The organism is Methyloversatilis discipulorum, assembly GCF_000385375.1.
Taxonomy (GTDB): domain Bacteria; phylum Pseudomonadota; class Gammaproteobacteria; order Burkholderiales; family Rhodocyclaceae; genus Methyloversatilis; species Methyloversatilis discipulorum_A.
Genome location: NZ_ARVV01000001.1, coordinates 1,321,412 through 1,344,748 on the forward strand (window position 1 = coordinate 1,321,412; position 23,337 = coordinate 1,344,748).

General features: G+C 57.7%; 18 protein-coding genes and 1 other RNA gene. 7 read left to right on the plus strand and 12 right to left on the minus strand.

Annotated features, from left to right (window positions below; translation table 11 throughout):
- Nucleotides 1–519: 519 nt before the first annotated feature.
- Nucleotides 520–1,815 (minus strand): type II toxin-antitoxin system HipA family toxin, encoded by a 1,296-nt coding sequence (locus METRZ18153_RS0106265; protein ID WP_043363792.1) that lies wholly within the window; start codon nt 1,813–1,815, stop codon nt 520–522.
- Complete coding sequence (locus METRZ18153_RS20530) at nt 1,805–2,065, minus strand: helix-turn-helix transcriptional regulator (protein ID WP_029143591.1); 261 nt, start codon at nt 2,063–2,065, stop codon at nt 1,805–1,807. Before METRZ18153_RS20530 ends, METRZ18153_RS0106265 begins: the two co-directional genes overlap by 11 nt.
- Before the next feature lie 387 nt (nt 2,066–2,452).
- Here METRZ18153_RS20530 and dndB point away from each other — a divergent pair, with 387 nt between their 5' ends.
- From dndB to dndE, 4 genes are read left to right on the plus strand one after another with little or no spacing between them, the layout of a single operon-like run.
- The gene (gene dndB, locus METRZ18153_RS20535; RefSeq protein ID WP_198291208.1) at nt 2,453–3,583 is read left to right on the plus strand and encodes a DNA sulfur modification protein DndB; all 1,131 of its coding nucleotides are present in this window, start codon (nt 2,453–2,455) and stop codon (nt 3,581–3,583) included.
- A complete protein-coding gene (gene dndC / locus METRZ18153_RS0106280; RefSeq protein ID WP_020163922.1) occupies nt 3,580–5,037 on the plus strand; it encodes a DNA phosphorothioation system sulfurtransferase DndC in 1,458 nt (485 codons plus the stop codon). Before dndB ends, dndC begins: the two co-directional genes overlap by 4 nt.
- 3 nt (nt 5,038–5,040) lie before the next feature.
- Complete coding sequence (dndD, locus tag METRZ18153_RS0106285) at nt 5,041–7,020, plus strand: DNA sulfur modification protein DndD (RefSeq protein WP_029143592.1); 1,980 nt, start codon at nt 5,041–5,043, stop codon at nt 7,018–7,020.
- Nucleotides 7,020–7,412: a DNA sulfur modification protein DndE gene (dndE, locus tag METRZ18153_RS20540; RefSeq protein WP_198291209.1), complete on the plus strand. Its 393-nt coding sequence runs from the start codon at nt 7,020–7,022 to the stop codon at nt 7,410–7,412. The genes dndD and dndE overlap by 1 nt, the downstream gene beginning before the upstream one ends.
- 59 nt (nt 7,413–7,471) lie before the next feature.
- Here dndE and METRZ18153_RS20545 read toward each other — a convergent pair whose 3' ends face one another.
- The 5 genes from METRZ18153_RS20545 to METRZ18153_RS0106300 all read right to left on the minus strand — a co-directional run bounded on the left by METRZ18153_RS20545 (nt 7,472) and on the right by METRZ18153_RS0106300 (nt 13,661).
- On the minus strand, nt 7,472–8,767 hold the full coding sequence (locus METRZ18153_RS20545; protein WP_081629071.1) for a DNA sulfur modification protein DndB: 1,296 nt from the start codon (nt 8,765–8,767) through the stop codon (nt 7,472–7,474).
- Nucleotides 8,764–9,261: a hypothetical protein gene (locus tag METRZ18153_RS20815; RefSeq protein ID WP_157257210.1), complete on the minus strand. Its 498-nt coding sequence runs from the start codon at nt 9,259–9,261 to the stop codon at nt 8,764–8,766. Before METRZ18153_RS20815 ends, METRZ18153_RS20545 begins: the two co-directional genes overlap by 4 nt.
- 51 nt (nt 9,262–9,312) lie before the next feature.
- The gene (locus METRZ18153_RS0106290) at nt 9,313–10,584 is read right to left on the minus strand and encodes a hypothetical protein (protein WP_020163925.1); all 1,272 of its coding nucleotides are present in this window, start codon (nt 10,582–10,584) and stop codon (nt 9,313–9,315) included.
- Nucleotides 10,577–13,021 (minus strand): DEAD/DEAH box helicase, encoded by a 2,445-nt coding sequence (locus tag METRZ18153_RS0106295; RefSeq protein WP_198291210.1) that lies wholly within the window; start codon nt 13,019–13,021, stop codon nt 10,577–10,579. Before METRZ18153_RS0106295 ends, METRZ18153_RS0106290 begins: the two co-directional genes overlap by 8 nt.
- Nucleotides 13,022–13,379: 358 nt before the next feature.
- Nucleotides 13,380–13,661, minus strand: coding sequence for a DUF6471 domain-containing protein (locus METRZ18153_RS0106300; RefSeq protein WP_029143593.1), 282 nt, complete (start codon nt 13,659–13,661; stop codon nt 13,380–13,382).
- Between the two features lie 148 nt (nt 13,662–13,809).
- Between METRZ18153_RS0106300 and METRZ18153_RS0106305 the strand changes: the two genes are divergently transcribed.
- Genes METRZ18153_RS0106305 through METRZ18153_RS0106315 form a run of 3 tightly spaced genes read left to right on the plus strand, consistent with a single transcriptional unit; the run spans nt 13,810 to nt 18,859 of the window.
- On the plus strand, nt 13,810–16,512 hold the full coding sequence (locus tag METRZ18153_RS0106305; protein ID WP_020163928.1) for a DDE-type integrase/transposase/recombinase: 2,703 nt from the start codon (nt 13,810–13,812) through the stop codon (nt 16,510–16,512).
- 8 nt (nt 16,513–16,520) lie between these two features.
- The gene (locus METRZ18153_RS0106310) at nt 16,521–17,561 is read left to right on the plus strand and encodes an AAA family ATPase (protein ID WP_029143594.1); all 1,041 of its coding nucleotides are present in this window, start codon (nt 16,521–16,523) and stop codon (nt 17,559–17,561) included.
- Nucleotides 17,558–18,859, plus strand: coding sequence for a TniQ family protein (locus tag METRZ18153_RS0106315; protein ID WP_029143595.1), 1,302 nt, complete (start codon nt 17,558–17,560; stop codon nt 18,857–18,859). Before METRZ18153_RS0106310 ends, METRZ18153_RS0106315 begins: the two co-directional genes overlap by 4 nt.
- A gap of 224 nt (nt 18,860–19,083) precedes the next feature.
- Here METRZ18153_RS0106315 and ssrA read toward each other — a convergent pair.
- The 5 genes from ssrA to METRZ18153_RS0106335 all read right to left on the minus strand — a co-directional run bounded on the left by ssrA (nt 19,084) and on the right by METRZ18153_RS0106335 (nt 23,185).
- Nucleotides 19,084–19,446: a transfer-messenger RNA gene (ssrA, locus tag METRZ18153_RS20550) on the minus strand.
- A 31-nt stretch (nt 19,447–19,477) separates the two neighbouring features.
- Nucleotides 19,478–20,137, minus strand: a complete 660-nt coding sequence (locus METRZ18153_RS0106320) for an HAD-IA family hydrolase (protein ID WP_020163931.1) — start codon at nt 20,135–20,137, stop codon at nt 19,478–19,480.
- On the minus strand, nt 20,130–20,837 hold the full coding sequence (ubiG, locus tag METRZ18153_RS0106325; protein ID WP_020163932.1) for a bifunctional 2-polyprenyl-6-hydroxyphenol methylase/3-demethylubiquinol 3-O-methyltransferase UbiG: 708 nt from the start codon (nt 20,835–20,837) through the stop codon (nt 20,130–20,132). The genes METRZ18153_RS0106320 and ubiG overlap by 8 nt, the downstream gene beginning before the upstream one ends.
- A gap of 132 nt (nt 20,838–20,969) precedes the next feature.
- Complete coding sequence (locus METRZ18153_RS0106330) at nt 20,970–21,713, minus strand: OmpA family protein (protein ID WP_020163933.1); 744 nt, start codon at nt 21,711–21,713, stop codon at nt 20,970–20,972.
- Nucleotides 21,714–21,853: 140 nt separating this feature from the next.
- Complete coding sequence (locus METRZ18153_RS0106335; RefSeq protein ID WP_020163934.1) at nt 21,854–23,185, minus strand: TRZ/ATZ family hydrolase; 1,332 nt, start codon at nt 23,183–23,185, stop codon at nt 21,854–21,856.
- Nucleotides 23,186–23,337 lie beyond the last annotated feature (152 nt).

Consider the following 23,337-nt stretch of genomic DNA (forward strand, 5'->3'; position numbering starts at 1 on the left):
GCAGATACTGACTTCTGCAGGATGAGGTCTCTGAATTCAGTCGTTGAACCAAAACCGGGCGCGACAACAAAGTGCGGTCCGAGGTCCTGATAGTCGTGAGGAGGAGCATCAGCCTGGGCCTCAGCCTGAGATGACCCGAGCAGGAAAAGCGCAAGCGCGAGACGCGGGGGCCACCACAGCGAGCCGGCACCTGGCGCCCCGTCCGTGTAGCGTCGTAAGTGCGTCTTCTGCTTCAATGACTCGCGCGCTGCGACGGCCATGCGTCTCCCCCTTCAGATCGTTGTTACATTTCTGATTTGCTCTTCTGATACTTGTTCCGCTTCGTGAAATTGTAAACAGGAAGTGATCCTTGTTCCTTGATCTTGAGCCACTCGCTCCGGTGCAAGACGCTATTGCCCGGTTCGCAGCCCAGAAACTGTTTCAACAGATCGAGCAGAACGCAGGGCAACTCAGCTGGCTTTGCGCCACGACCGTTTGCCCCTTTGGTAGCCGAATCCGGAATCGAATCCGCATGGCGGTTCAAACGGAGGGCTCGGCGGCTGCGTCATTTTCGGCGGCGGGGTCGGTGAGCCTGCGAATCGTCAGTGCGCAGCGTTGTTCAATCAAGGTATTGATTTGCTCAACCACGGCATTGCCAGCAAAGCTGTGTCCGGGGTCAGACTGGAGCTTTCGCGCCGTGGCTGGCAGTAACTTTGCCAATTCCAGAATTCGCCGTTTGGCCTGAGCCTTGGTAAAGCCTACGCCTTGGGCGAACTGCTCCCAGTGATGCGCCTGGACTTCGCTGAACTTGTACTTGCTGCCGATTTTCATCGCCATCTTCTGCGTCAGTGTTGGATACACCGCCGTCGAGAGCGTGTCGTAAAGCGGTGCCAGAACGGGAGCTTTGCCTGAGTAAAGCAGCGAGAAATTCTTGGCGTGCGCATCATGATTGCCAATCAGCGCATTGAAGATCACATAGTCGAGCAGTCGCAGGACCTGCGGCGCACTGGGGCGCGTCGCACTGCGCACTAGATCAAAACACTGCGCCAGGTCCGGACCACCTTCATTCTGGTACTTCATTTCGGGCACCACGCCCAGTGCCTGGCAAAAGTCCTCTTGATGAAGCCGTTGCCGGTGCCCCTGGGCATCGATCAGTCGGTCGTAGCGCTCAACCAGCAGAAACGAGCGATCCAACACCCAGTGAACTTTTGATTTTGCTGGCTTGAGCTGCATGGCCTCAGCCAGTGCCATGCAAAATCCTTCGTTGATCACGCTGTCGTCGACGGCGTGGATGGCCGGTTTCAGGATGTGCGAGCTCGGCGTGCCGTTGAGGGGCAGCCCGATGCGCGCACCATCGAAAACCACTGGCAACTTGTCTTGGGCGCCGGCCAAGGAAAGCCGCAAGCCGTCTTTGCCTGCGAGCATGGGACGACGCGGCAGTTCATCCAGGATGGCCACGACTTCCTCATCGCTCAGCCATTGAACGTCATCGCGGCGGTTCGGCACAGGCAAAGCCTGACCCGGCTCAAGGAACGTCACTGCTCCGGCACATTCGCCGCCGATGTGGTCCAGCAGCGCAAAGTCGTTCTGGCCAGACACCTGAAACTGCTGCGCAATCAGGCGGCGCATCTGCCCTTCGGGCAGTAGACCCGCAAAGAACGGGCGCGTTTTGCGATCGTCAAATGGCTCCGCTTGCAGAGGGAGCGAGGTGGACAAGGCAACGGTATCTTTGTGTGACAGCCAACCGGGTGCGTAGCAAAAGTTTAGCCGCCCATCGATCAGCGCCAACGTGCCGACACGATCTGCGAAAAGCCAGACTTCCAGCTCATGAGCCATGGCCGTCATCCTCTCGTTGATCGTCGGAGGCAACTGACGGCAATCCGCTCAAATGGATTTCACCGCCCAGGGCATCAATGACCCGCAACACGTTTTCCAGTCGCAAGGTGGGCTTGCCTGCTTCAAGGTCGACAATGAAGCGCACACCCACCCCAGCCGCCAGCGCCAGCTGGGGCTGGGTCAGCCCCAGCTGCTTGCGAGCGGCACGTAGTGCATCGCCGAGTTGTTGAGGTGATCGAATGGATGTCATGGCTTGCTAAGTTTCCCGTTCGGGAAATTATCAGCCACAACCGAACTAAGTGCAAGCGACATTTCCCGATCGGGAATGTTCTGTGGGGTTGGGCATGACCCGGCTTCTTATTTCCCGATCGGGAAACAAAAAGCTGCTCTCAATTCCAAATTGACACCCATTCACATCAAATGTGGCGATATTTTCAGAAGTGTCCTCAGTCCGGAAGTAACGTTCCTCCCACATGGTCTTCGTCGAAGACCTACCTGGTGGCACTAAGGCAACTGCGGACCAAACTACCCAAATCCGTGGAGAGCCTTGCCTCCAGAGCCTGTTCGTTCTACGCGTGGTAAAGAGCTATCGACATACGTTTGTGTATTTACATACAAACATGATATGCTTGCAAACATGATGACGAGTGCCTTTACTTATGTTCTTCCGGCGATCCGTGGGGTGCAGGCGGGGCGCGAATACTACGTCTCGATGTGCCCGTTACAGTTACTGCGTAGATTCTTCATTTTTGACGACGAAGAGCTCATGCCAGAGCTTCGCGCACAGCGAACACTGAATAAGGCACGCGTTCCTGAAATTGCGCGCTACATCGTTGAGAATCTCGATAGCTACACCTTCTCTGCGATAACAGTATCAGTAGATGGTGAAGTGAAGTTTGATCCAATTGGTGAGGACGGGCCGGCCAGTTTTCGTATGGGATCACTTACCGTCTCGATGCACGCTAAGTTCGTCGTTAATGACGGCCAACATCGTCGCGCTGCAATTCTGCAGGCACTCGATGCGGCTCCCGAACTTGGAGAAGAGACCATCGCCGTGGTGTTTTTCGTCGATCGGGGACTTGAGCGCTGCCAACAGATGTTTGCTGATCTCAATCGCCACGCCGTGAAGCCGTCCGCGTCTCTCGGTATCTTGTACGACCATCGTAGCGCTGCGGCCAATCTCGCGCGACACCTAAGTTTGACTTCAAACGTTTTCAAGGGATTGATTGAGGCCGAGCGCTCTTCGCTATCGCCGAGGTCGAGAAGTTTGTTCACCTTGAGCGCCGTGCATTTTGCGACAACCGAATTCCTCTCGGAGAAGGAACTGGAAGATTTCCAGTCAGCTAGTCAAAGGTGTTTGGAGTTTTGGGAGATGGTCGGCGAGCAAATTCCTGAATGGACTTATGTGCGCGAATCAAAAATGACGTCCGGTGATGTACGTAGAGATTTCATTCATTCACATGCCATCGTGCTTCAAGCGCTTGGACGAGCGGGGCGTGCGCTGTATCAACTGCCTGCACTAGAGCGGGCTGAACGTGTTAAGCGCCTTCGCACGGTGGACTGGTCTCGCAAGAATGCCAAGACTTGGGAAGGTCGCGCCATGGTCGGAGGTGCTATGGCGAAGTCCGGACAGAACATTACCCTCACTTGTAACGAGATCAAGCGCGTGCTTGGCCTGAAACTCACACCCGAAGAAGGAAGCGCCGAGGCGGCCTGGGCCGCGTCACGTATGCCGCAAGGGCGGGCTGCGAGAAGGAGAAAGAAGTGAGCATCGACGTTGATCAGATCATCCAAGAGATTCAGGAGATCTACTGTTCTGATCCTATGCCTTGGATCGTTGGCTATAGCGGAGGCAAGGACTCTACCGCATGTTTGCAGTTGATTTGGATGGCGATCGTACGTTTGCCTGCCGAGCAGCGAACTAAGCCCATTCATGTCATTAGTACCGATACTCTGGTGGAAAATCCAGTGATTGCCGCTTGGGTAGAGGCTTCGCTTCTCCGAATTGGCATCTCTGCTCGGCAGCAAGGGCTCGAGATTTATCCGCATCGTTTGACACCCGCGATGGAGAACCGTTTCTGGGTCAACTTGATTGGAAAAGGGTACCCAGCACCGCGACCAAAATTCCGCTGGTGCACCGACCGCCTAAAGATCAGCGCCTCAACCAAATTTATCCAAGAACTTTCCGAGTCGAATGGTGAGGCGATTTTGGTGCTTGGACAGCGGCGAGGCGAGAGCCAAGCGCGCGATAGGGTCATGGAGAACTACAAGGGCAGTACCCGTGATCGTTTGAGCAAGAACAAGGACCCCCGCTTGTCGCGAGTTTGGGTCTATCCCCCAATCGAAAGCTGGACGAGCGACACGGTCTGGGAATTTCTGATTACCAATCCCAACCCGTGGGGCATCGATAATCAAGAGCTGTTCGGAATCTATAGGGGGGCAACGCCGGACGCCGAGTGCCCGATTGTTGTGGATACCTCGACGCCTAGTTGCGGTGATAGTCGTTTCGGTTGTTACGTGTGCACCATGGTCTCGCAGGACAAATCCATGCAAGCCATGATTCAGAACGACGAACAGAAACAATGGATGCAACCAATCCTGGATTTTCGCGACAAGCATCTGGCTGTAGAAGATCGGTCAAATCGTGATTTTCGACGCATGAATGGTCGTCTAACGGTGTTCCGTGATGAGCTCGTTCACGGCCCTTACACCCAAGCGCATCGTGCGAAGTTACTTAAGGAGCTTCTCACAACCCAGCGAATGGTCCGAAACGCAGATCAGAAGCAAGGTACTCAACTGATCGAGTTGATCTCGATCGACGAGTTGGACGAGATTCGACGTATATGGGTCGAGGGCAAGGGAGAGATTGAAGACCTTGTGCCCCAGATCTACACGGAGGTCTTCGAGACTGCGTATCCAGGCCGAGAGCTCGAGCAGGTGCCGCTAGACCGTTCCGATCTGGAAATGCTGGAGAATGTGGCATCCGAGGTGGATCCAGAACCCGAAGCCGCGCGTGAGCTATACAAGCTGACTCGCAGCCTTTTGGCAGTGCAATTCCAATCGATTGAGGCCCATAAGCGATCCAAACATTTGGATCGGCTGGAAGGAGTGCTCAGGCACTATGCCTTCCGTAATGAAAACGAAGCACTTGAGTTTGCATTGTCCAGCCCCACTGATGAATCGGATGGGGAGGCATCGGACGCAGCCTCATTGATAGTTTAACCCATGGCAAAGATAACAATTACAAACGTTTCCATCGAGAACCTTGGGCCATTTCGCGAACGACAAACGATTGACTTAGGCGTTGGCTCTGGCAGGCCCGTTATTCTCGTGAAAGCGCTTAACGGCAGCGGAAAAACGACGCTGCTAACTGCTTTACAGATCGGACTCTACGGCCAGAAGGCGTTACCGGGGCTAAGACGATCTGAGTACGAGCAATTGCTGCTTGGCCTGCAGCGCCGTGACGCACAAGGTCATAGTATTGTAGAAATTGGTGTCTTGATCGAGGTCAGTGGTGCTCGTCGCCAGTTGAATGTAAGGCGAGAGTGGCCTGCTAAGGCCGACGGATTGCACGAGAGCATTTCCGTATTCGAGGATGGCAGCCTCGATATTGACTTCTCTCAGACTTGGGATGAATTTATCGGGTCCATCTTGCCCGCTGAACTCGTGCAACTGTTCTTGTTCGATGGCGAGAAGATCGAGGCGCTGGCCAATCCCGAACGCCTACCTGATCTGCTCAAACGAGCCACTGAGGTGTTTCTTGGCATCGGCGGAATCGAAGCGCTCGGTAACGATCTGAAGGCATTTGAGCGACGTGCGACCTTAAAGAACAAGAATGCCTCAGAGGTATTTGAAGCGGCTCGCGCCAATGTGACCACCTGGCACAGTCAGGCGAAGGAGCTGGAAGCCCGTATTCAGCGTCTGACTCAGGAGCTGGCCTCTGCTCGAAACGCTGCAGACCAGGCTCAAAATGCGTTGGATCGCTATACGGTTGAGGCGCAGCGCAAGGGGCTCGTGGCATATGAGCAAGCCGCGGCAATTCGGAACTCCGTCGAGGTGGCCCGCAAGGCTGTCAGCGTAGCGCGTTCCGATCTGGCTGACGCAATGTCAGATCCGATATTGCCGCTTGCTTGGCTGACATCTCTCTGGCCAAGCTACGTTGATGCTTGGGGGCGGGATCAGCATGCACGACACTCAAAGTTGCTTGGGCAGGAGTTCAAGAAGCGAGATGAGCGGGTGCTGTCGGCATTGCCGGCCAATCTGTCCAAATCTGCTATCGACGCACTTAGGAATGCTCTGGCGCAGGACCTCAAGGCATACTCGGCGAATCGTGACAAGGGCGCGGTGCGTTTGCACGATGCGCCCCCCAAAGACGTTGAACGTCAGTTGACGTCGAGTCGAAGCCAGGTTCGGCGTGAGTTGGACGCGCTGAATGCTGCGCAGGCCCAATTGGACAGGGCCGAGCAGCGTATTGGGGAGATTCCGGCGGAGGAGCAAATTAGCGACATCCTGTCTGCACTCAGCGAGCGAAGCAAAGTGACTGCGGCAGCAGAGGCTCAACTTACCGCATTGACTCAGCAGTTGGAGGAGGCACAGAGCAACCTCGCCCATGTTCGTACGCGGCTGAATGCTGCCCAGGCACGCTTGGGAACCGAGTTCCGCGATCGATCCATGGAGGCGAAAAGCTTGGAAGCGTCGTCCAGGACTCGCAAGGTGCTAACCATCTTCAAAGATCGACTGTTGGCATCGAAGGCCCAGTGGCTTTCCGACGTGATTACCGGTGAGTTTCGGAATCTGATGCGGAAAAAGAATCTGATCGCGAGCGTTGTAGTCGACCCCACGAGTTATCAAGTGTCAATCAAGGACAGCAAGCAACAAGAGCTGCCCATGGATCGCTTGTCGGCCGGAGAGCGGCAGCTATTGGCGATCTCGGTCCTCAGCGCATTGATCAAGGAACGCAAAGGACGCTTCCCGGTGGTAGTGGATACACCGCTGGCCCGGTTGGATCAGCAACACCGCTCGGCAATGATCAAGCGATTCTTTGCAACCGTCTCGCACCAGGTCGTTGTGCTATCGACGGACCAAGAGGTTGAAGGTTCCGCCTACGATGCCCTCAAACCTTTCACCAATGCCGAGTACTCGCTGGACTTCGACGATGGCGAGGGGCGCACAACAGTGAATTTCCTGGCCAAGGAGGTGTGTTGATGGAACGCGTCAAACTTACCTCTGCCGCACGTAACCAGCTCGCTACGATAAAGCGCCGCACTGGTATCGAGCACAACAATGCGATCTGCAGGCACGCGCTGTGCATTTCGTTGGCAAACCCATCCGTGCCACCGAACGAAAATTTTTCATTTTCTGGTGGACTGGAGATCGACTGGCGCACGCTGACGGGGGGGCTGGAAGATCTCTACACCAATCTGCTAATCGTTCGATTGCTCAACGAAGGAAAACGAGTTTCCGAAGAATCAATCAGGCAGACTTTCCTTCTGCATGTTCATCGCGGTTTGTCGTATCTCGTTAGTCGCCGAGAAGATGACTTGCTTGCCGAGCTTGCCGCTTCCATTAGTGAGCAACTGGCCTTGAGCAACGACTGATTAGAGAACAGTCGTTTGCTCGATTCTGTAAATTAGTTTCTTCCTATTTGGTGACGCCTCTATTTCCGGGGGGGGCGTCGCACTATCCGTTTTGTTTGGGCAGGTGTTCTGGTTGGGGGCGTTTCAGTGTCGTCGTTGAGAAGCAGCGCATATCTAGCGGTCAGCTTCTTAACGCGAGCAGGTTCTTGAACGCGGCCAAGAAAATAAAGAAGAAGTTCGCGAGTCAGAGCGCGATTCTTGATGTTCATTGTAGCGGTCGCTGAATCCCAGAGAATCCCAACATACGGCGGTGCTGACAACTCAGTAGGCAGCACACTAAGTTCGGCGACGCTTTCTTCTAGGCTTAGAGAATCGGTTCGCATCAATGTGGCGGCTATTTCGGTGTAAAGCAGAAGCCCAATAGGGCGAAATAGTATGTGTCCGCCTTTGTCATGCCGGTGCTTTTCGATTTCATTCTTAGGTTCATCTGATGTGAAGCATTGCTTGAGCTCAGGAGATATTTCGTCCAAAAGAGTGAAATACTTGCTTGCGAGCTTGAAGTAGCCATCCAATTCCACATCGGATGGCCTACGACGCTTGAGGTCAACAGGCTTGGTGGTTTTCCGACCTTTGACGAAAAGAATCTCAAGTATGTCATACAGGTTAATCAGAGTGATTAAGTGTTCCCTGTCAGACTTGGGTAGACTCGGCTGCTTTCTCTTGATGTGGACAAGCTTATCGCTAAACCGTGGATCATTTTCTACTAGGTGCCGCGCAGTGATTGCCATTGCATCCGCTTCATCCAAAGCAATGATTTCACTCTTAGAAACTGGTTTCGCTGTCTTGTTCAGCGTCGTGAATAGCTTTCGCGTACGCTTCTGCCCATTAATGTCTGTGTGATGTGCAACAATAATGACCGAAAGCTCATCCTCGCCGATATCACTATTTTGAGCTAGAGCGCTGCGGATACCCGCCAAACGGTGTTGACCATCGAGGGCAAAAAGCTTTTCCGTTCCAGAAAGGCTTAAGTACCCAACGCTATATCGACTGTTGTAGTCGATATCGTCAAGTTTAATGTCACCACTTACCGGCTTGAGGTTCTGGAATTCATGCCATTCTGGATCGCCGTCGTAAACGGCAACAACCAGTGAGTTGAAAAATCGGTCTTCGTTCGTCAGAAGATAATTACCAATCTCGCCAGCTCGGCTCTTGTCATCCAATTCGCGTTGAATTAAATCGGACAGCTTGGCACTACTATGAATCTCTTTTGCATAGTTCACCTTGCTTGCAATTTGGTTGAGAGTCATTAGTACTGAATAAAAGGCCCAATCGCCGACTCGGCCGCGGAGCGCAGGGAAATATTCTCGCTTATTCATTCGATAGCCTTTACAAGTTGTCGAATCTCCGCAGTAAAGTCTTTTACAACCACGGGTGGAATGATTGCATCATTAAGGTCAAGTTCAAGTGCTTCGAGATTAAACGTCGGATCAGGGAAGGCGGCGTAAGCGAACTGGAGATCGTCTGTATATTTGTTGAGCATATAGTGGATCTTTGGCCGCTTATGCTTTTTCTGCTCCATTAAATAATCGCCATAGCGATTTCTGAGTGTCCGCCCGTTACCGTTCTGGCCTGTGATCCCGATGTACATGATGAACCCGTGATCGGGGAAGTGATTGTTTGAGTGGCGAACGATGAAGGCATAGACACCAGCTTCCTCTGGTACGAGGTTTCTGTTGGTGTCCGTGAATGTTATATATGTCCAATTAATTGGCGTTGTTACGCGACTGGTTCTCCAGCGTTGCGGGCTAAGTATGAATCGCCTAATATCTGCGCGCATTGCATCGACTTTTGTAACGAAATCATGGGCCATGGAAAGCTCTAAACTAATGATAGGTACGTAGCGCAGCTATTATGCAACAGACTACTCGCTCACGGCTTTCATCATCTTCTGATACCGCGCGACCTGATGCGCGATGCGATCAAGAATGGGGGTGAGATGTTCCTGTTGCGAGAGTAGGGTATCTACCTTTAAGTCTTGAAGAGCCTTCAGCAACGAAGTGAGGGCATCAATCGGTGTTCTCTGTGTCTTGTGCTGGAGGAATTCAGCCTCGATCACTCCGATGGGCCTCGCTTCGTCGGGCGAGTTGACATCGAGCTGCTTGGCGAAGTTTGTGCCGCACTTGCCATCGTAGGTTGCCATCTGGTTCCAGAGGCGCACGCTTTCGGCCTTGTAGAAGATGTTCTCGTTGTCCTCTTCCTTGCCGGAGCGTGGCTTCGAAAACGCCCACTGAAATAGGACCTCTTCCGATTCTTTTGGGAGACGCAGGGAGTCCTTGTTCACGTTGAACTGTTCCTTCGGGTATGCGTTCTGAAGAATCAGCTCAAAGAAGTAGTGGTCTTCATCGGACAACGCTTCGCCCTCAGGCAACCGATCTTCATAGTCGCGTTTGAAGTGAGTGAACGCAGAGGCGGCTTGAATGTTCCGCCGGGCCCTGGTGCCACCAAGTGACACCATGGATGCGACCTCGTTTACCAAATCGTCTTCAAGGCGCAAAGCAACCTTGTCTCCATGCCGGGCGCGGAACAGGCGTTCGTACAAGGACAGGATGTAGAGGTTCGTTGCATAGGGTTTCCATTCGCGAGCATGGCTGATGTGTCGTACGCCGAGCAAACGAGGCAGAATTGCTTGGAGTTCATCGACGGATTTTGCGGCTACAGGGAAGACGCGTAGCTGGTCGGTTTGGCTGGCAATGTTCTCGAGTCGATCAACCAGGTCCTGCTGAACGCGCAATTCCTCTTCGAAGCGGCTTGGAGCTTTCTTCAGCTTCTCTAGCTTCTTCCGCTCACGTTCCAGGCGGCTACCACGCAGTGTGCGTAGTGCCACTGTCCGTGTGTTCCCTTCAACTACGATGTAATGCCCTGGGCGATGCGAATGCTCCCATACGATGATCGAGTCTATGGGAACCCAGCCATGCGCAAGGATTGAGTCCTCCAGATTCGCAACGTCGTAGACTGCGCGAACTCGCTCTTCCAGCGACTGCTGAAGATCCTCGGCGAACAGGGCGTTATCATCAAGATAGCCGGGTGGGCTCTCAGGAGCGATGCGTGGATTGTTGGGATCCAGGTGAATCTTATCGAAAGGAACCAACTTGGCATCTTGCAAGTCGTTGATGGGGGTGCGATGGTTATTCATTGTTGTGTTCCTTTGCAGAGTCGAGATTAGGGGTTTCGGTGAGTGCCAAGACGCGCGCTGCTCGCGCTGTCGGGTCGACCAAAAATTCGCTTCGGTGCAGCAATCGCGCCGGGATTTGCAGTTGGCTTGAGCTGGCCAGGTATGAAGCAAGTGCGCCGAACTGTTCTGCCGGAGCGGCTTGGGCAAGTTGTTGCCTGAGGTTGTTTAGCCCGACAGTCAGTTCGCTCGTCGCGCTCGCGTTGAGCAGAAATGCTTCCGATCCTGCCAAGGGCAACGGTACCTTGACCGCTGTTGCATATTGCAGCGGCGTTTCGAGATAGATGGCCTCGATTTGTGCGGCGTTGTGGCAATCGCGAAGGAACTCACTGAGGGCGGGAGGAACGGCAGGTCGGAAGGTAAAGGAAACATACCTAAGCCAGGTTGTTGCTCCATGGGGCTTGAAGGGCCGGCTTCCCATGGTCTCGATCGGAGAGGGGCCGTGTACTTCGCGCTTGGCAAAGTACGATGCGGTCAGCAACCCAGTGAGTTCCAACCAGCGACTGCCGGCACTAAGGTCTTTTGCTAGACCGTAAGCGGTGCCGTCTCGTAGAAGGAAATCAGAGGGGTCTGACAGATCTGCGCCCAGCGAACAGAAAGCGTTGAATACGCCGCGCAGCATCGCCGATGTATCTGAGGTTTCCAGAGAAACGCCCCAACTCGATTCCGTCTCAAACTGATCGGCGGAGCCGAAGTAGGGGAGTCCATAAAGGAAGAGCCGGCAGGTTTCGCCTGGCATCAATGTCTTGATGCGGGCGAGCGAACGCTGTGCTTGCTTTTCCTCGACGCGGTGCTGCTCTAGCAAGAGCTTTGCCTTCTCATAAAGATCGCCGTGACTCACATACTCAATATCGACGAGTTGTGGCCGCAAGAAATCGTCGATCTCCTGATAAAGCCACCTCTGGTCGAAGTGATAGGCGATCGAGTCGTTTCTGGCTTGAACCACATAGGCCGCCCGCTTGTCGGGAGCATATCGCACGCATCTGCCTGCGGCTTGCATCAAGCGGATGACACTGGTTGACGGATAGGTGAGTACGACCGCGTTGATGCTCGGATCGTCAAAACCCTCCAGTAGCAACTGAGCCGAGATCAGTACAGCGCGTGGCTTGTTGCCGAAGCGGGCGAGGAAGTCCTCGTTGTCGATGCCAAGAGAGTTGGCTGCCCCGTGGATAAAACCGATATCTTCGACCTCTAGCGGGTGATCGTCAGGCAACCGGTCAAGCAGCGCCATGTAAAACTCTTCGACCCGATCGATACGGGGCGCGAGCACCAATACCTTGGTGAAATCCGTTGAGGTTCGATCGACGATGTAGTCCGCTAAATCGTCTATGGCCTCGGGGGACCAGTCGAAATTCTCGACAGGGAAGTCCAGGAACTTCGGCGTGAGAACGGCTCGACGTTCAGCAAGCTCACGGTACGTGATCGTGAAGGCGATCTCATCGATGCCGATAGGCAGACGGTCGCTTCGGTTAGGTGTGGCGGTGAGCAGCAGCACCGGGGCGGCCCAGGGGTTAGCGAAAACGGGCTGGTATGAAGGTGCGGCAGCGTGGTGCGCTTCATCGACGATGATCAGCGCCGGTCGGGTTGCAGCGCCTTCGAGCAGCGGTGTTAGGTCGCCGACCATGACGAACTTGATCCGGCGCGCGAGTTCAGACAGTCTCTCCCCGTCCCGGAAACGCTCTTGCGCGGCGATGAGCCGTTGCAGTTCTCGGTAAGCCTGCTCACGAAGATTGCGTCGATGCGTGACCCAATAGGCTGGTGCTTCGATGTCGAGATTCTTTTCAAGCATCGTCAAGACTATGCGTAACGCCGTACGAGTCTTGCCCGCGCCGGTCGGCAGTACAAGACCGACACGGCCAGCGGGACGTCGACTAAATGCGTCCACACATCTCGCCACAGCCGTATCTTGGTAGCTCCAGTCTGGAGGCTCATGCTGAAGAGGGGTTGTCCCCGCCGAGCCACGAGCTCCAAACGCCTTTGCGCCGGCTAAGCTAGGGGCTTCATCAAGCAGTCGAGCGGCAAGCGCCGGAGGAATGGATAGTCGTTCTGCGACCTCGTCCAACGAGCTGGCAGAGAACGCACGCAGCTCTCGGGCGTCCGCCTGTAAAGACTTGAACGCGATTGCAGCCTGTTCGGCGATCGTTCGGTCACTCTCAAGTGCTGCGCGAGCTGCTTGCTCGATCATGCCGACTGTCGCTTCGTTAAGCGATCTGGTCGCGTCGTTCGATAGCAATGTGTGCAATCGATTGGGGTGCAACCTGCTCTGAGTCCCTGTGTTTAGCAGCTTTTCATTGAGCAGTTTGGTAAGCGCTCCGACAGTCCCTGTAGCCAACAGCAAGGGCAGGACTTGAGTGTCCACCAAGTGTTTGACCTGTTCGCTTTGAATGCTTAATCGTGCCACGTTGGTTGCTCCGCGTTTTCTTAACCATAGTCTCTTATAATGGAATTTGAAAGAAAAGTTCCAAAATAATGAAATTATGCTAAAGGGGTAAGCGGGCGGCGGTGGAGCGTCTATGATTGCCATAGTCCGACGACTGAAGTAACGTTCTAAACAAGCATTGCTGCGCGATGCGTCATTGCAGCCATTTGAAATGGCTTGCAGGCTGACTTAGATGGTGCATTGCGGTTTGTGTCCGCTGGCGAGAGGCAGGGCGGTCTCCATTTTGTGAACGAACAAACTGGAGAAAGTCTTGCGAAACAGCGGGTTTGCTGCAAATTCCCTACTGCAGGCGAATAGCAATCTTCCAGAGAGTCGCTTTTCACTTCGGCTTCATGTCGGCCGCTCTTGGCAGGATCAAGACGCCTTTTTCCATCGCCACCAGACATGCGAGCAGGAAGGCGGCCGAAAAACGCCTCCGGTTCACCTTGCGGTTGAGCTGGTCCGGCAATTCATCCAGTCCGAGTGCTTCCAGCCTCCGGGACAACTCCTTGTAGTTGATCTTCTTCTCGCGCATCTCACTCTTCAGGAGATCGAAGGCGAGTTTTTCCCAGCGTGCGTGCGGGTTATCGCTCACGGCTACGCGGGCGGGCTTCTGCGGCATCAAAGGTTTCCCAGGCGGTTACGAAAAAGGGCAGACGCGACGACTGAACGCGCTCCATGCGCTGAAATCGGTCGTATACGACTGAATCGTCATTCTCGGCCAAATCAGGTTCCTAGACGTGGACATCTGGAACTGATTTGACGACGCGATGCTGGATACCACACACCTCACAGAACTGTTCGACCGTCTCGGCACGCCCGATGCGGGGCGAAAACTTGTCCTCAAAGCGCGCATTGAGGCACCGGTACGACCGGTCAAGTCCCGGGGCGGCAACGTCATCACCGTGCTTGCAAGCCGCAAAATGGGTTGCGAGATCAGCACGGAGAGCCGGCACGTCGAGTTTGCCGCAGCCGTGGACCATGAATTCGATCCGCGGGTCCTCGAGTACTACGCTCAGCCCTGCGAACTGCGTCTTGAACTGTTCGATCCGGCCTCAGGAGACCTCCGCACTATCCGGCATTACCCGGACTTCCTTGTGCTCCGCGAAGACGGAATCACGCTTGAAGAGTGGAAGTCGGTCCAGAAACTGACCCGCCTTGCGGAAAAGCACCCATATCGGTACGAGCGAGACGCCGACGGACGCTGGTTGGCCCCTCAGATCGAGCGCGCATTGGCGGAGTTGGGGATCATTTACCGGATCTACAGTGAAGAGGCCATTCCCCGCCGGCGCGTCGAGAATCTTCTTCATCTTTCGGATTACTACCACCCGGCCGCAGAGCCCTGTTTGCAGAGCGATGTTGAGCGGCTGACCGCCGTCCTTGCTGAGCACGGCAGCTGTACGCTCGACTTTCTGATGGCGGCCCCCCAGGCGTTTTCGGCCGATGTGCTGCTCAAGGCGATTGCTGATCACCTGGTTGTCGCTGATCTGGATAGGGACTTGCTGTCGGACACGCGGCGTGCGCGCCTTTACCGCGATGAAACGCTGCGCGATTTCATGGCGGGTGAGACGCATGTTGGTGCCGTGCCAGGACAGGAGCGCTTTGTCTTTGACATCGCCGAGGGGGTGCGTTTCTCCTACGAGTCGCAGGAACTGACCATCTCGCTGATGGGCGAAAGGGACGTCGTCTGCACCCGGAGAAACGGCGAGACGGTCAATCTGAGCAGGGCCTGGATCGAGGATGCCCTTGAGCGCGGTTTGATTACCGGCGTGGCCGGTACAAGCCCGCTCGTGCTGGATCTCGCACGCCATACCAAAGCGGATCTCGATATCGCCTTGCAGCGCAAAGCGATCCTCGAATCGGATACCCCTGTTAAGGGCGTCAGCGATCGCACGAAGAGACGCTTGCGTGCGCGTCAGAAGGCCGCTCAGGCGAACGGAGCTCACGGAGTACTGGCGCTGGTGCCGCGTACAAGCGCCCGTGGCAACCGTTCCTCCCGGCTGACCGATCGGCAGGAAGAGATCCTGCAGAAGATCACTACCACCAAATGGCGAAGCCACGAGGCGATCAACTTCAAAGCCTGCTATCGCTGGCTTGTCCTTGCATGTGACGAGGCCGGGGTGACGGCGCCGTCCTACCCGACCTTGATTGCGCGGCTGAAGAATGCGGAGACCGCCAACGAAGTGCGTCTTCGCCACGGCAAGCGCATGGCCTATCAGCAAGGTGAGTTTGTCGAGGTGCTTTATGCCGACACACCGGCGCACGGCAGTCGACCTTTCCAGTATGTACATATCGACCACACTCAACTCGATATCGAACTGGTCTCGAGCCGATCAGGCAAACCGTTGGGACGTCCTTGGCTGTCCCTGGCAGTCGATGCGTGGTCGCGTCGGGTTGTTGCGCTGCATTTGACCTTTGATCCTCCGTCGTACCACTCGGTCATGATGGTGATGCGCGACATGGTGCGACGCTTCGGGCGCTTGCCGGAATTCGTCGTTGTCGACAACGGGCGGGATTTCATGTCTGACGCCTTCGAGAGCTTTCTGCAGGTGATGGGCGTGCATCTGCGTTTTCGGCCCGCAGGGCAGCCCAGACACGGCGCAGTACTTGAGCGGCTGTTCGGACGTGCGCACAGCGAATACATCCACAACCTGTCGGGGAACACGAAGGCGACCAAGAATGTGCGGATGGTCACCGGCAAGCATCTGCCCGTGAATTTTGCCGAATGGACGCTGGAGGCCATGTACTTCGGCCTTGAGTACTGGGCAACCGAGTATTACGACCAGGAGCGACACGGTGCGCTCGACTGCAGCCCGCGCGAAGCGTTTCAGCGGGGTCTGCGGGAAAGCGGCGCCCGTCCGCAGCGGCTGATTCAGTTCAATCGGGATTTTCTGATTGCCACATGTCCACCGGTCGACCGCGAGGGCGTTCGCCTCGTGAATCCCCAGCGTGGCGTCAAGGTGTCCGAACTGTTCTACTGGAACTCCGACTTCCGGGATTCCCGCATCGCCGGTCAGCGCCTCCCCGTGCGTTATGACCCGTGGGATGCATCCTCGGTGTATGTCCGCGTCAAGGACCGTTGGCTACAGGCCACCTGCCGCAACCTGATGGGTTTGGGGCAATTGACGGAAATTGAGCGGCGGTCACTTACAGAGGAATACACCCGCAGGACAGGCACCGCTCCTAATGATGAGCGCAGCGCGCAGCGTCTTCGCGAATTCATGCAGGTCTTTTCGCCCGATGGGGCACTAGCCGTTGCCCGCGATCGCCAGCAAGAGAACAAAAGCCTCCATAACAGGCTGCAGCTGGGCTGCATCACCCCGGTTGCTCCCGCTCAGCAGCACCGCCTCTCTCAGGACATCTCACAGGCTGCCGCGCCCTCGGCAGGTATCAGGCCATCAAACGCTACCCCGTCCGCTCGCCCGCCGGAGGCCGATGCGCCGGACGACCTTCCCGACTTCGATACCTTCTGAGGCGCACCATGAACGAACAATCAAACACTTCCGTAAGTGCCGTACCTGTCTCCGCACAAAGCCTGCGTTCGCTGCGCATCAAGCACACCCGAATCGCACAGGTCATGAGCGAGCTTGACACACTGATCTATCCGGGTAGCCAGGACAGCATTCTTCTGGTCTGTGGGCCCACAGGCGTTGGCAAGAGCACGCTTGCGCTTCAACTTGTCCAGATGGCGCTGGCAGGGGCCTCGGCACAGATGGAAGCCAATGCAGGCTTGATCCCTGCCGTGTATGTGCAGGCCCCCGCGTCGGGCGAGAACGACTTCTCATGGACTTCGTTTTACCAGCGCATCCTCGACCAGCTTTCGGGTGACCTCGATCTGCCCAAGGTGGCCTATGGGGTCGATGCGAATACTGGGCGCGCGGTATGGCCCAAGGGTGCGTCTCGCAACACACTGGCAGCGCTGCGCACGGCAGTGGAACGGGGTCTGCGGGAGCGAGGTACGCGCTTCCTCGTCATCGACGAGGCCGCCCACATCATTCGCCAGACCCGCCGCAACCGTCTGGAGATCCAACTCGACACGCTGAAATCACTCGCAAACGAGTGTGGGACGCAGATGGTGCTGATCGGCTCATATGACCTGTACCAACTGGTTTCGCTTTCTGGGCAACTGGCCCGGCGCACACACGTGCTGCACTTCGAGCGCTACCGTCAGGATCAGGACGCCGACCTGCGTGCATTCCGCGCCTGCGTGTTGAAGTTTCAAGCTGCGTTGCCTGAGCTATGGGGCGATCAGTTGCTGCCGCACGCTGAGGTTCTTCAGGAGAACACTTTGGGTTGCGTAGGTACCCTGAGCTCGGTGCTGATGCGCGCGGCCATGCTGGCACAACAGACCGGGGGCTGGTCGGTGGATGCATTGCAGCGGGCGCTACTCACGGATGCCCAGCGGCAGCGGATTCTTGAGGAGATCCTGGAAGGGGAGGCGGCGATCAATGCAGGTCTGACGCGTCACATACTCAAGGTGCCGGCCTCGCGTTCGCGGGTGCAGAAGCGGGGGATCGCATGAATCACGTCGTGCGCAATCCGCGTTCCGTCCTGCATGCGCTCGATCCGCGTGGCTGGAATACGCCGGACGTCGAGAGCCTGCTCAGCTACTTCTGCCGATTGGCGTTGTCCCATAGCGTCTCGGTGACGTCGCTTTCTCGTATCGTGGTCAGAGAGATGGGGAGCGAGTTGCGAGAAGGGTTCGACTGGCATGAGCGCAACCTCAGCGGCCTCGGTGAAGCGGCAGAGGCGTGGGCGGGGGCATTGGCGGCCCTCACGAGCGTCGGCCATCTTGACCGTTTGACATTGCTGCCATGGCGACAGGTCATTGCCCAGCGCGGATTGGCAGCGAAAGGTGGGCGGTGGTGTCCGGAGTGCCTCGAGGAGGATAGGAGCAGCGGCGCCTCTCCGTACTTCCGTTTGTCCTGGGACATTGCAGCGGTGACAACCTGCCACAAGCACCACGCTTCACTCGTGGATGTCTGTCCGGATTGCGGGCGGCCTGGCGCCCGTCATCGGGCGACGTATGTGGTGCCGGGTTGGTGCACCCATTGCGGAGGCTTTCTCGGCCGCAGAGCATCCCAGCCGCAAGCAACAGTGTCGCCCGAAGCGATGTGGACGGCTCGCCAGGTTGGACTGCTGCTGAGCGCCCAGTGCGACTCAACGATAGAGCCGACCCGGGAAGGGCTGCGTAGCGCAATCGGCGAACTGGTCGCCCGTCTCGATCAGGGCAAGAGCGCCTCTTTCGCTCGTCGCGTCGGGCTAGGGAAAGGCACGGTGCATCACTGGGTAAAGGTTGGAGGTGTCCCAACGCTGGACGCGAGTCTCCGCATCGCGCTTCACGCTGGCTTGCCCTTACCGAAGCTGCTGGCAGGAGACCTTGGCGAGTGGTCGGTACCTTCGGCGATTGCTCAAAGAGAACTCGACTTGGGCTCAGTCGGGGTCAGAAGAGCACCCCGGGATTTGGACTGGGAGAGCATGCGGGCAGAACTGGCCCGACTTGCTGCCTTACCCGTGCCGATCAGCGTCGCACAGGCCGCGCAGCGCTTGAGCGTGGATCGGCGTCACCTCTACCTGCAGGCGAACAAGGAGGCGCGGATACTGGGCGAACGCTGGAAACGCTATGTGCGCAGCCGCGGGGCAGAGGTGAGGGCTCGGGCACGCCCATACATCGACGCGGCGTGCCGAGCGTTGATCCAGGAGGGTAGGGCGATTACCCTGCGGGAACTGGAGGCGCGCGTACCGCACGACATCCTGTCCTCAGTCGAACATCCGTTCGATATGCTCCAGAACATCAAACAGGAACTCGACGCGAACTGACGCGAAAGTCTCGAATGAGAAAAGCCGGCCATGAGCCGGCTTTTCTTCGTCCAGACATAAGCCCACGTTTCGGCCGGGCTGGTTCTCGTTCGGATGCCTAATCGCCTACCACAAAAAGACGAAAAAGCAAAATGTGGCCTATCGGGAAATTAAGCATAAAGTGACCAGGTGGCCACTTTATGCTTAACGGCACAGCCCGGAACGAGATCCGAGCCCTGATATGGTGGTGGAGGCGGCGGGAATCGAACCCGCGTCCGCAAGCCCTACACAGACAGTTCTACATACTTAGCCTGGCCATTTGATTTAGCCCGTCACCCGCCGACCCGGCAGGCTGATGAAAGGCGATCCGCTTGATTTTCGTGATGCACCACGCGGCGGAGTGCATCCTTACTTTAGCTGTTAATGGCGCTGCGACCGGTTGCCCGGCCCGACCCGCTAATCAGTCGGTGCAGCGTCCGGCCTTAGGCGGCCAGAGCGTAAGATTCGTCGTTGGCGACTATCTAATTTTCGGTTGGATTTACGAGGTACTCCGACCCTCGGTATGCCCTGCGCTGCTTCGCGACCCACGTCGAGACCAGGTCGCCCCCAGTGAGCGATAGATGGTACCACCTCGACCGATTACAAGAGGGGCAGAAGTTCGAGCGGGTGGTGGATGGTGTGGTCGGCGCCCCATTCGCTGTGGTGGCGGGCGCAGCCCAGATAGCCGAAGGCCGCGGTGACCGAGCGCATGCCAGCGGCGCGCGCCGCCTGGATGTCGCGTTCGTCGTCGCCGACGTAGATGCAGTCCCCGACCTCGACGCCCAGTTCGCTCGCTGCCAGGCGCAAACCTGCCGGATCGGGTTTGGGCACCGGCACGCTGTCGCCGCTGACGATGCTCGCGGCACGCTCGTGCAGGCCGAGTTCGCGCATCAGCGGCACGGTGAAGCGAGCGGCCTTGTTGGTCACCACGCCCCACGGGATGGCGGCCTGCTCTAACCGGGTCAGCACTTCGCCCATGCCGTCGAACAGCCGGGTATGGACGCAGATCGCGGCCGCGTAGAGCGTCAGGAATCGGTCCGCCAGTTCTGTGTAGCCAGCATCTTCCGGCGTCACGCCGAAACCTGCGCCGATCAGGCCGCGGGCACCCGCCGAGGTATGCGGGCGCAGGGTGTCGGCAGGAAGCTCGGGCAGGCCCCGTTCGATGCGCAGGCGGTTCAGCGCGCCGCCGAGATCGGGCGCGGTATCGGCCAGCGTGCCGTCCAGATCGAACAGCACGCCGCGTGCGCGCGGCTCATTCATCGCGTACGCACCGCATCAGGTAATTGACCGCGGTGTCCTTGCCGAGCGAGTAGACCTTGGTGAACGGGTTGTAGCTCATGCCCATCAGTTCAGCTTCGCGCAGGCCGGCGTCGCGCGCGTCGCGCGCCAGTTCCGACGGCTTGATCATCTTTTCGTATTCATGGGTGCCGCGCGGCAGCAGGCGCAGCACGTACTCGGCGCCGATAACCGCGAACAGCCACGATTTGGGATTGCGGTTCAGCGTCGAGAAGAACACGGTGCCGCCGGGCCGAACGAGGGTCGCGCAGGCGCGCACGATGCTGGCAGGATCGGGCACGTGTTCGAGCATTTCCATGCAGGTCACCACGTCGTACTGGCCGGCGCGCGCCCGGGCGTGGTCCTCGGCGGATTCGAGCAGGTACTCGACGCGGTTTCCGCTTTCCAGCAGGTGCAGGCGTGCGACCGACAGTGCCTTCTCGCCGAGGTCGATGCCGGTCACGCTGGCGCCGCGCACCGCCATGCTCTCGGCGAGGATGCCGCCACCGCAGCCGACGTCAAGCACACGCTTGCCGGTCAGGCCGACGCAGCGGTCTATCCAGTCCAGACGCAAGGGATTGATGTCGTGCAGTGGCTTGAACTCGGATTCCGGATCCCACCAGCGATGGGCGAGTTCGGAAAATTTCTCCAGTTCGAGCGGGTCGGCATTCTGATGTGTCGTCATGAGCGAAAGGACAGTCTGGCGTGCGCGAGGTTTCACGACCGGGGTAGCGATAGTAATGCCGCGATCCGGTTGGCGACGGGCGAAAAAAAGCCCTGCACGAATGCAGGGCTTTTGACGAGATCGGGAACCCGATTACTTCTGGGTACCGATGATCTCGATTTCAACGCGACGATCCGGCTGCAGGCAGTCCACCAGCTTCTTGTTGCTGCGGTGTTCCTTGCCCATCTTCATGCAGCTGTCGCCGGTCACCGGCTGGGCTTCGCCCTTGCCTTCGGTGTAGACGCGGTTGGCTTCAACGCCCTTGCTCACCAGGTAGTCCTTGACGGCAGCAGCGCGCTTTTCCGACAGGGTCTGGTTGTACTTTTCCTTGCCGATGCGGTCGGCGTGACCAACGGCGATGATGACTTCCAGGTCGATCGAGCTCAGCTTGCTGACGGCGTCGTCGATCTTGGCCTTGCCTTCCGGACGCAGCGTGGCCTTGTCGAAATCGAACAGGGCGTCAGCCGACAGGGTGACCTTCTGGGCAGCGGGCTTCGGAGCCGGAGCGGGGGCCGGAGCCGGCTCGGCAGCCTTCGGCGCCGGTGCGGCGACAGGAGCCGGCTTCTCGCAGACGTCCTTCGGCAGCAGATCCTTGTCGCAGGCGCAGCCGACTTCCGGGATCGAGGCAGCGTAGGCCGGCGTCCAGTAGCCGGTTCTCCAGCACAGGCCGTTGGCGCTGCGGGCGACGACGCCACGGGCGTCGATCACGTAGGGAATGTGGGCCTTCATTGCCGGGTCGACCTTGATGTCTTCCATGGCCGACACGTTGGAGGCGAAACCGGCCGTGGCGGCCAGCAGGGCGATGAGCAGCGGTTTTTGCGTCAGTTGTTTGAGCATGATCCCCTCTTATAAAACTTGAAGCGGTTGTCAACCGGCCTGCCCGCCTGTCTTGGACCTGACAGGCAAAACTGGCGGCAAACCCACGTACAACTGTGGTGTTGCCGGGCAGCGATGCATGAAAACAAGGCCGCAAGCCGTTATAGAGCCACCTGATTTTGCCACAGGCGCGCGCGTGCCTTCAAATCGTTGTTGTGCAGGTGCAACAAGCTTCCATTCTCCACGCGCGCTTCCCCTGCGACCCATACATCGGTCACGTGTTCCCGGCCCGCAGCATAGACAAGATGCGACACGGGTGAATAGCACGGGCGCGTCGCCGCATCGTCGAGACTAACTGCACACAGGTCTGCACTCTTGCCGGTGGCGATGGAACCCGTTTCTGCATCGAGGCCCAGCGCGCGCGCGCCGCCAAGTGTTGCCATGTGCAACAGGTGGCCGGCGGCAAGGGCGGCGGCGTCGCCAGAGCTTAGCTTCGCCAGCAGGCCGGCGTGGCGCATCTCCTGGAACATGTCCAGCCGGTTGTTGCTGGCGGCGCCGTCGGTGCCCAGCCCGATATTGACACCGGCCACAGCAAGCGCGGCGGTCGGGCTTGCGCCGCTGGCCAGCTTCATGTTCGACGTCGGGCAGTGCGCCACGCTGGCGCCTTCGCGGGCGAGCAGGGCGATGTCGTCGTCGGTCAGGTGTACGGAATGGACGGCGATCAGGTTGGGGCCGACGAGGCCGAGCCGGCGCAGCCGCTCGAGCGGACGCACGCCGTGTTGCGCAATGCCCTGTTCGATCTCGTCAGCAGTTTCGTGGATGTGCATATGGACCGGCAGATCCAGTTGCTCGGCCAGTGTGCGGACGCGTTCGAAAGTAGCGTCTGAAACCGTGTAGGGCGCGTGCGGCGCCAGCGTGAAGTGGAGCAGCGCCTCGTGCTTGAAGCGATCGCGCACGGCGAGGCCCTTGCTGAGGTACTGGTCTGCATCGGCCGCCCAGGCGCTGGGGAATTCCAGTACGACGATGCCCAGCGCCGCGCGCATGCCAGCCTCGAGCACTGCTTCGGCCGCAGCATCCGGGAAGAAATACATGTCGCTGAAGGTGGTGACGCCGCCGCGGAGCATTTCGGCGCAGGCGAGCAGGGTGCCGTCGCGCACGAATTCGTGGCTCACATGCTTCTGTTCGGCCGGCCAGATGTGCTCGGTCAGCCAGCGCATCAGTGGCTGGTCGTCGGCGTAGCCACGCAGCAGGTTCATCGCGGCGTGAGCGTGCAGGTTGATCAGACCGGGGATGAGCACGTGATCACCCAAGGTGCGCAGCGTGCGCGGACGGTAGCGGCGGCGCGCTTCGTCCGACGGCAGCAGATCGGCGATACGCCCGTCCTGCACCGCAACGGCGTGATGTTCGAGTACCACGCCGGCCGGCTCGACCGGGATGACCCAGCGGGCCTCGATGAGCAGGTCGATATCGGTCTGGGCTTCGTGGCTCTGCATGGCGGACGGATTCGGCTGTCTGGATTCAGGTGGCGCAGTGTAGTCCGGCGGCTGCCCGCTGCGGGGCCCTGAGGTCAATGCAAGCGCATGTTAAACTTGCGGTTTGGCTGAACAAACTGGCGGTTTTAAACGCGCCGGGTTCATTTCAACAA

Excerpts from the sequence above, each read along its gene's own strand:
- dndD (WP_029143592.1), top strand. The coding sequence starts at position 5,041 with ATGGCAAAGATAACAATTACAAACGTTTCCATCGAGAACCTTGGGCCA.
- dndE (WP_198291209.1), top strand. The coding sequence starts at position 7,020 with ATGGAACGCGTCAAACTTACCTCTGCCGCACGTAACCAGCTCGCTACG.
- METRZ18153_RS0106300 (WP_029143593.1), bottom strand. The coding sequence starts at position 13,661 with ATGCCGCAGAAGCCCGCCCGCGTAGCCGTGAGCGATAACCCGCACGCA.
- METRZ18153_RS20530 (WP_029143591.1), bottom strand. The coding sequence starts at position 2,065 with ATGACATCCATTCGATCACCTCAACAACTCGGCGATGCACTACGTGCC.
- METRZ18153_RS20815 (WP_157257210.1), bottom strand. The coding sequence starts at position 9,261 with ATGGCCCATGATTTCGTTACAAAAGTCGATGCAATGCGCGCAGATATT.
- METRZ18153_RS20545 (WP_081629071.1), bottom strand. The coding sequence starts at position 8,767 with ATGAATAAGCGAGAATATTTCCCTGCGCTCCGCGGCCGAGTCGGCGAT.
- METRZ18153_RS0106335 (WP_020163934.1), bottom strand. The coding sequence starts at position 23,185 with ATGCAGAGCCACGAAGCCCAGACCGATATCGACCTGCTCATCGAGGCC.
- METRZ18153_RS0106330 (WP_020163933.1), bottom strand. The coding sequence starts at position 21,713 with ATGCTCAAACAACTGACGCAAAAACCGCTGCTCATCGCCCTGCTGGCC.
- dndB (WP_198291208.1), top strand. The coding sequence starts at position 2,453 with ATGATGACGAGTGCCTTTACTTATGTTCTTCCGGCGATCCGTGGGGTG.
- METRZ18153_RS0106320 (WP_020163931.1), bottom strand. The coding sequence starts at position 20,137 with ATGAATGAGCCGCGCGCACGCGGCGTGCTGTTCGATCTGGACGGCACG.
- METRZ18153_RS0106315 (WP_029143595.1), top strand. The coding sequence starts at position 17,558 with ATGAATCACGTCGTGCGCAATCCGCGTTCCGTCCTGCATGCGCTCGAT.
- METRZ18153_RS0106305 (WP_020163928.1), top strand. The coding sequence starts at position 13,810 with ATGCTGGATACCACACACCTCACAGAACTGTTCGACCGTCTCGGCACG.
- METRZ18153_RS0106265 (WP_043363792.1), bottom strand. The coding sequence starts at position 1,815 with ATGGCTCATGAGCTGGAAGTCTGGCTTTTCGCAGATCGTGTCGGCACG.
- METRZ18153_RS0106310 (WP_029143594.1), top strand. The coding sequence starts at position 16,521 with ATGAACGAACAATCAAACACTTCCGTAAGTGCCGTACCTGTCTCCGCA.
- ubiG (WP_020163932.1), bottom strand. The coding sequence starts at position 20,837 with ATGACGACACATCAGAATGCCGACCCGCTCGAACTGGAGAAATTTTCC.
- METRZ18153_RS0106290 (WP_020163925.1), bottom strand. The coding sequence starts at position 10,584 with ATGAATAACCATCGCACCCCCATCAACGACTTGCAAGATGCCAAGTTG.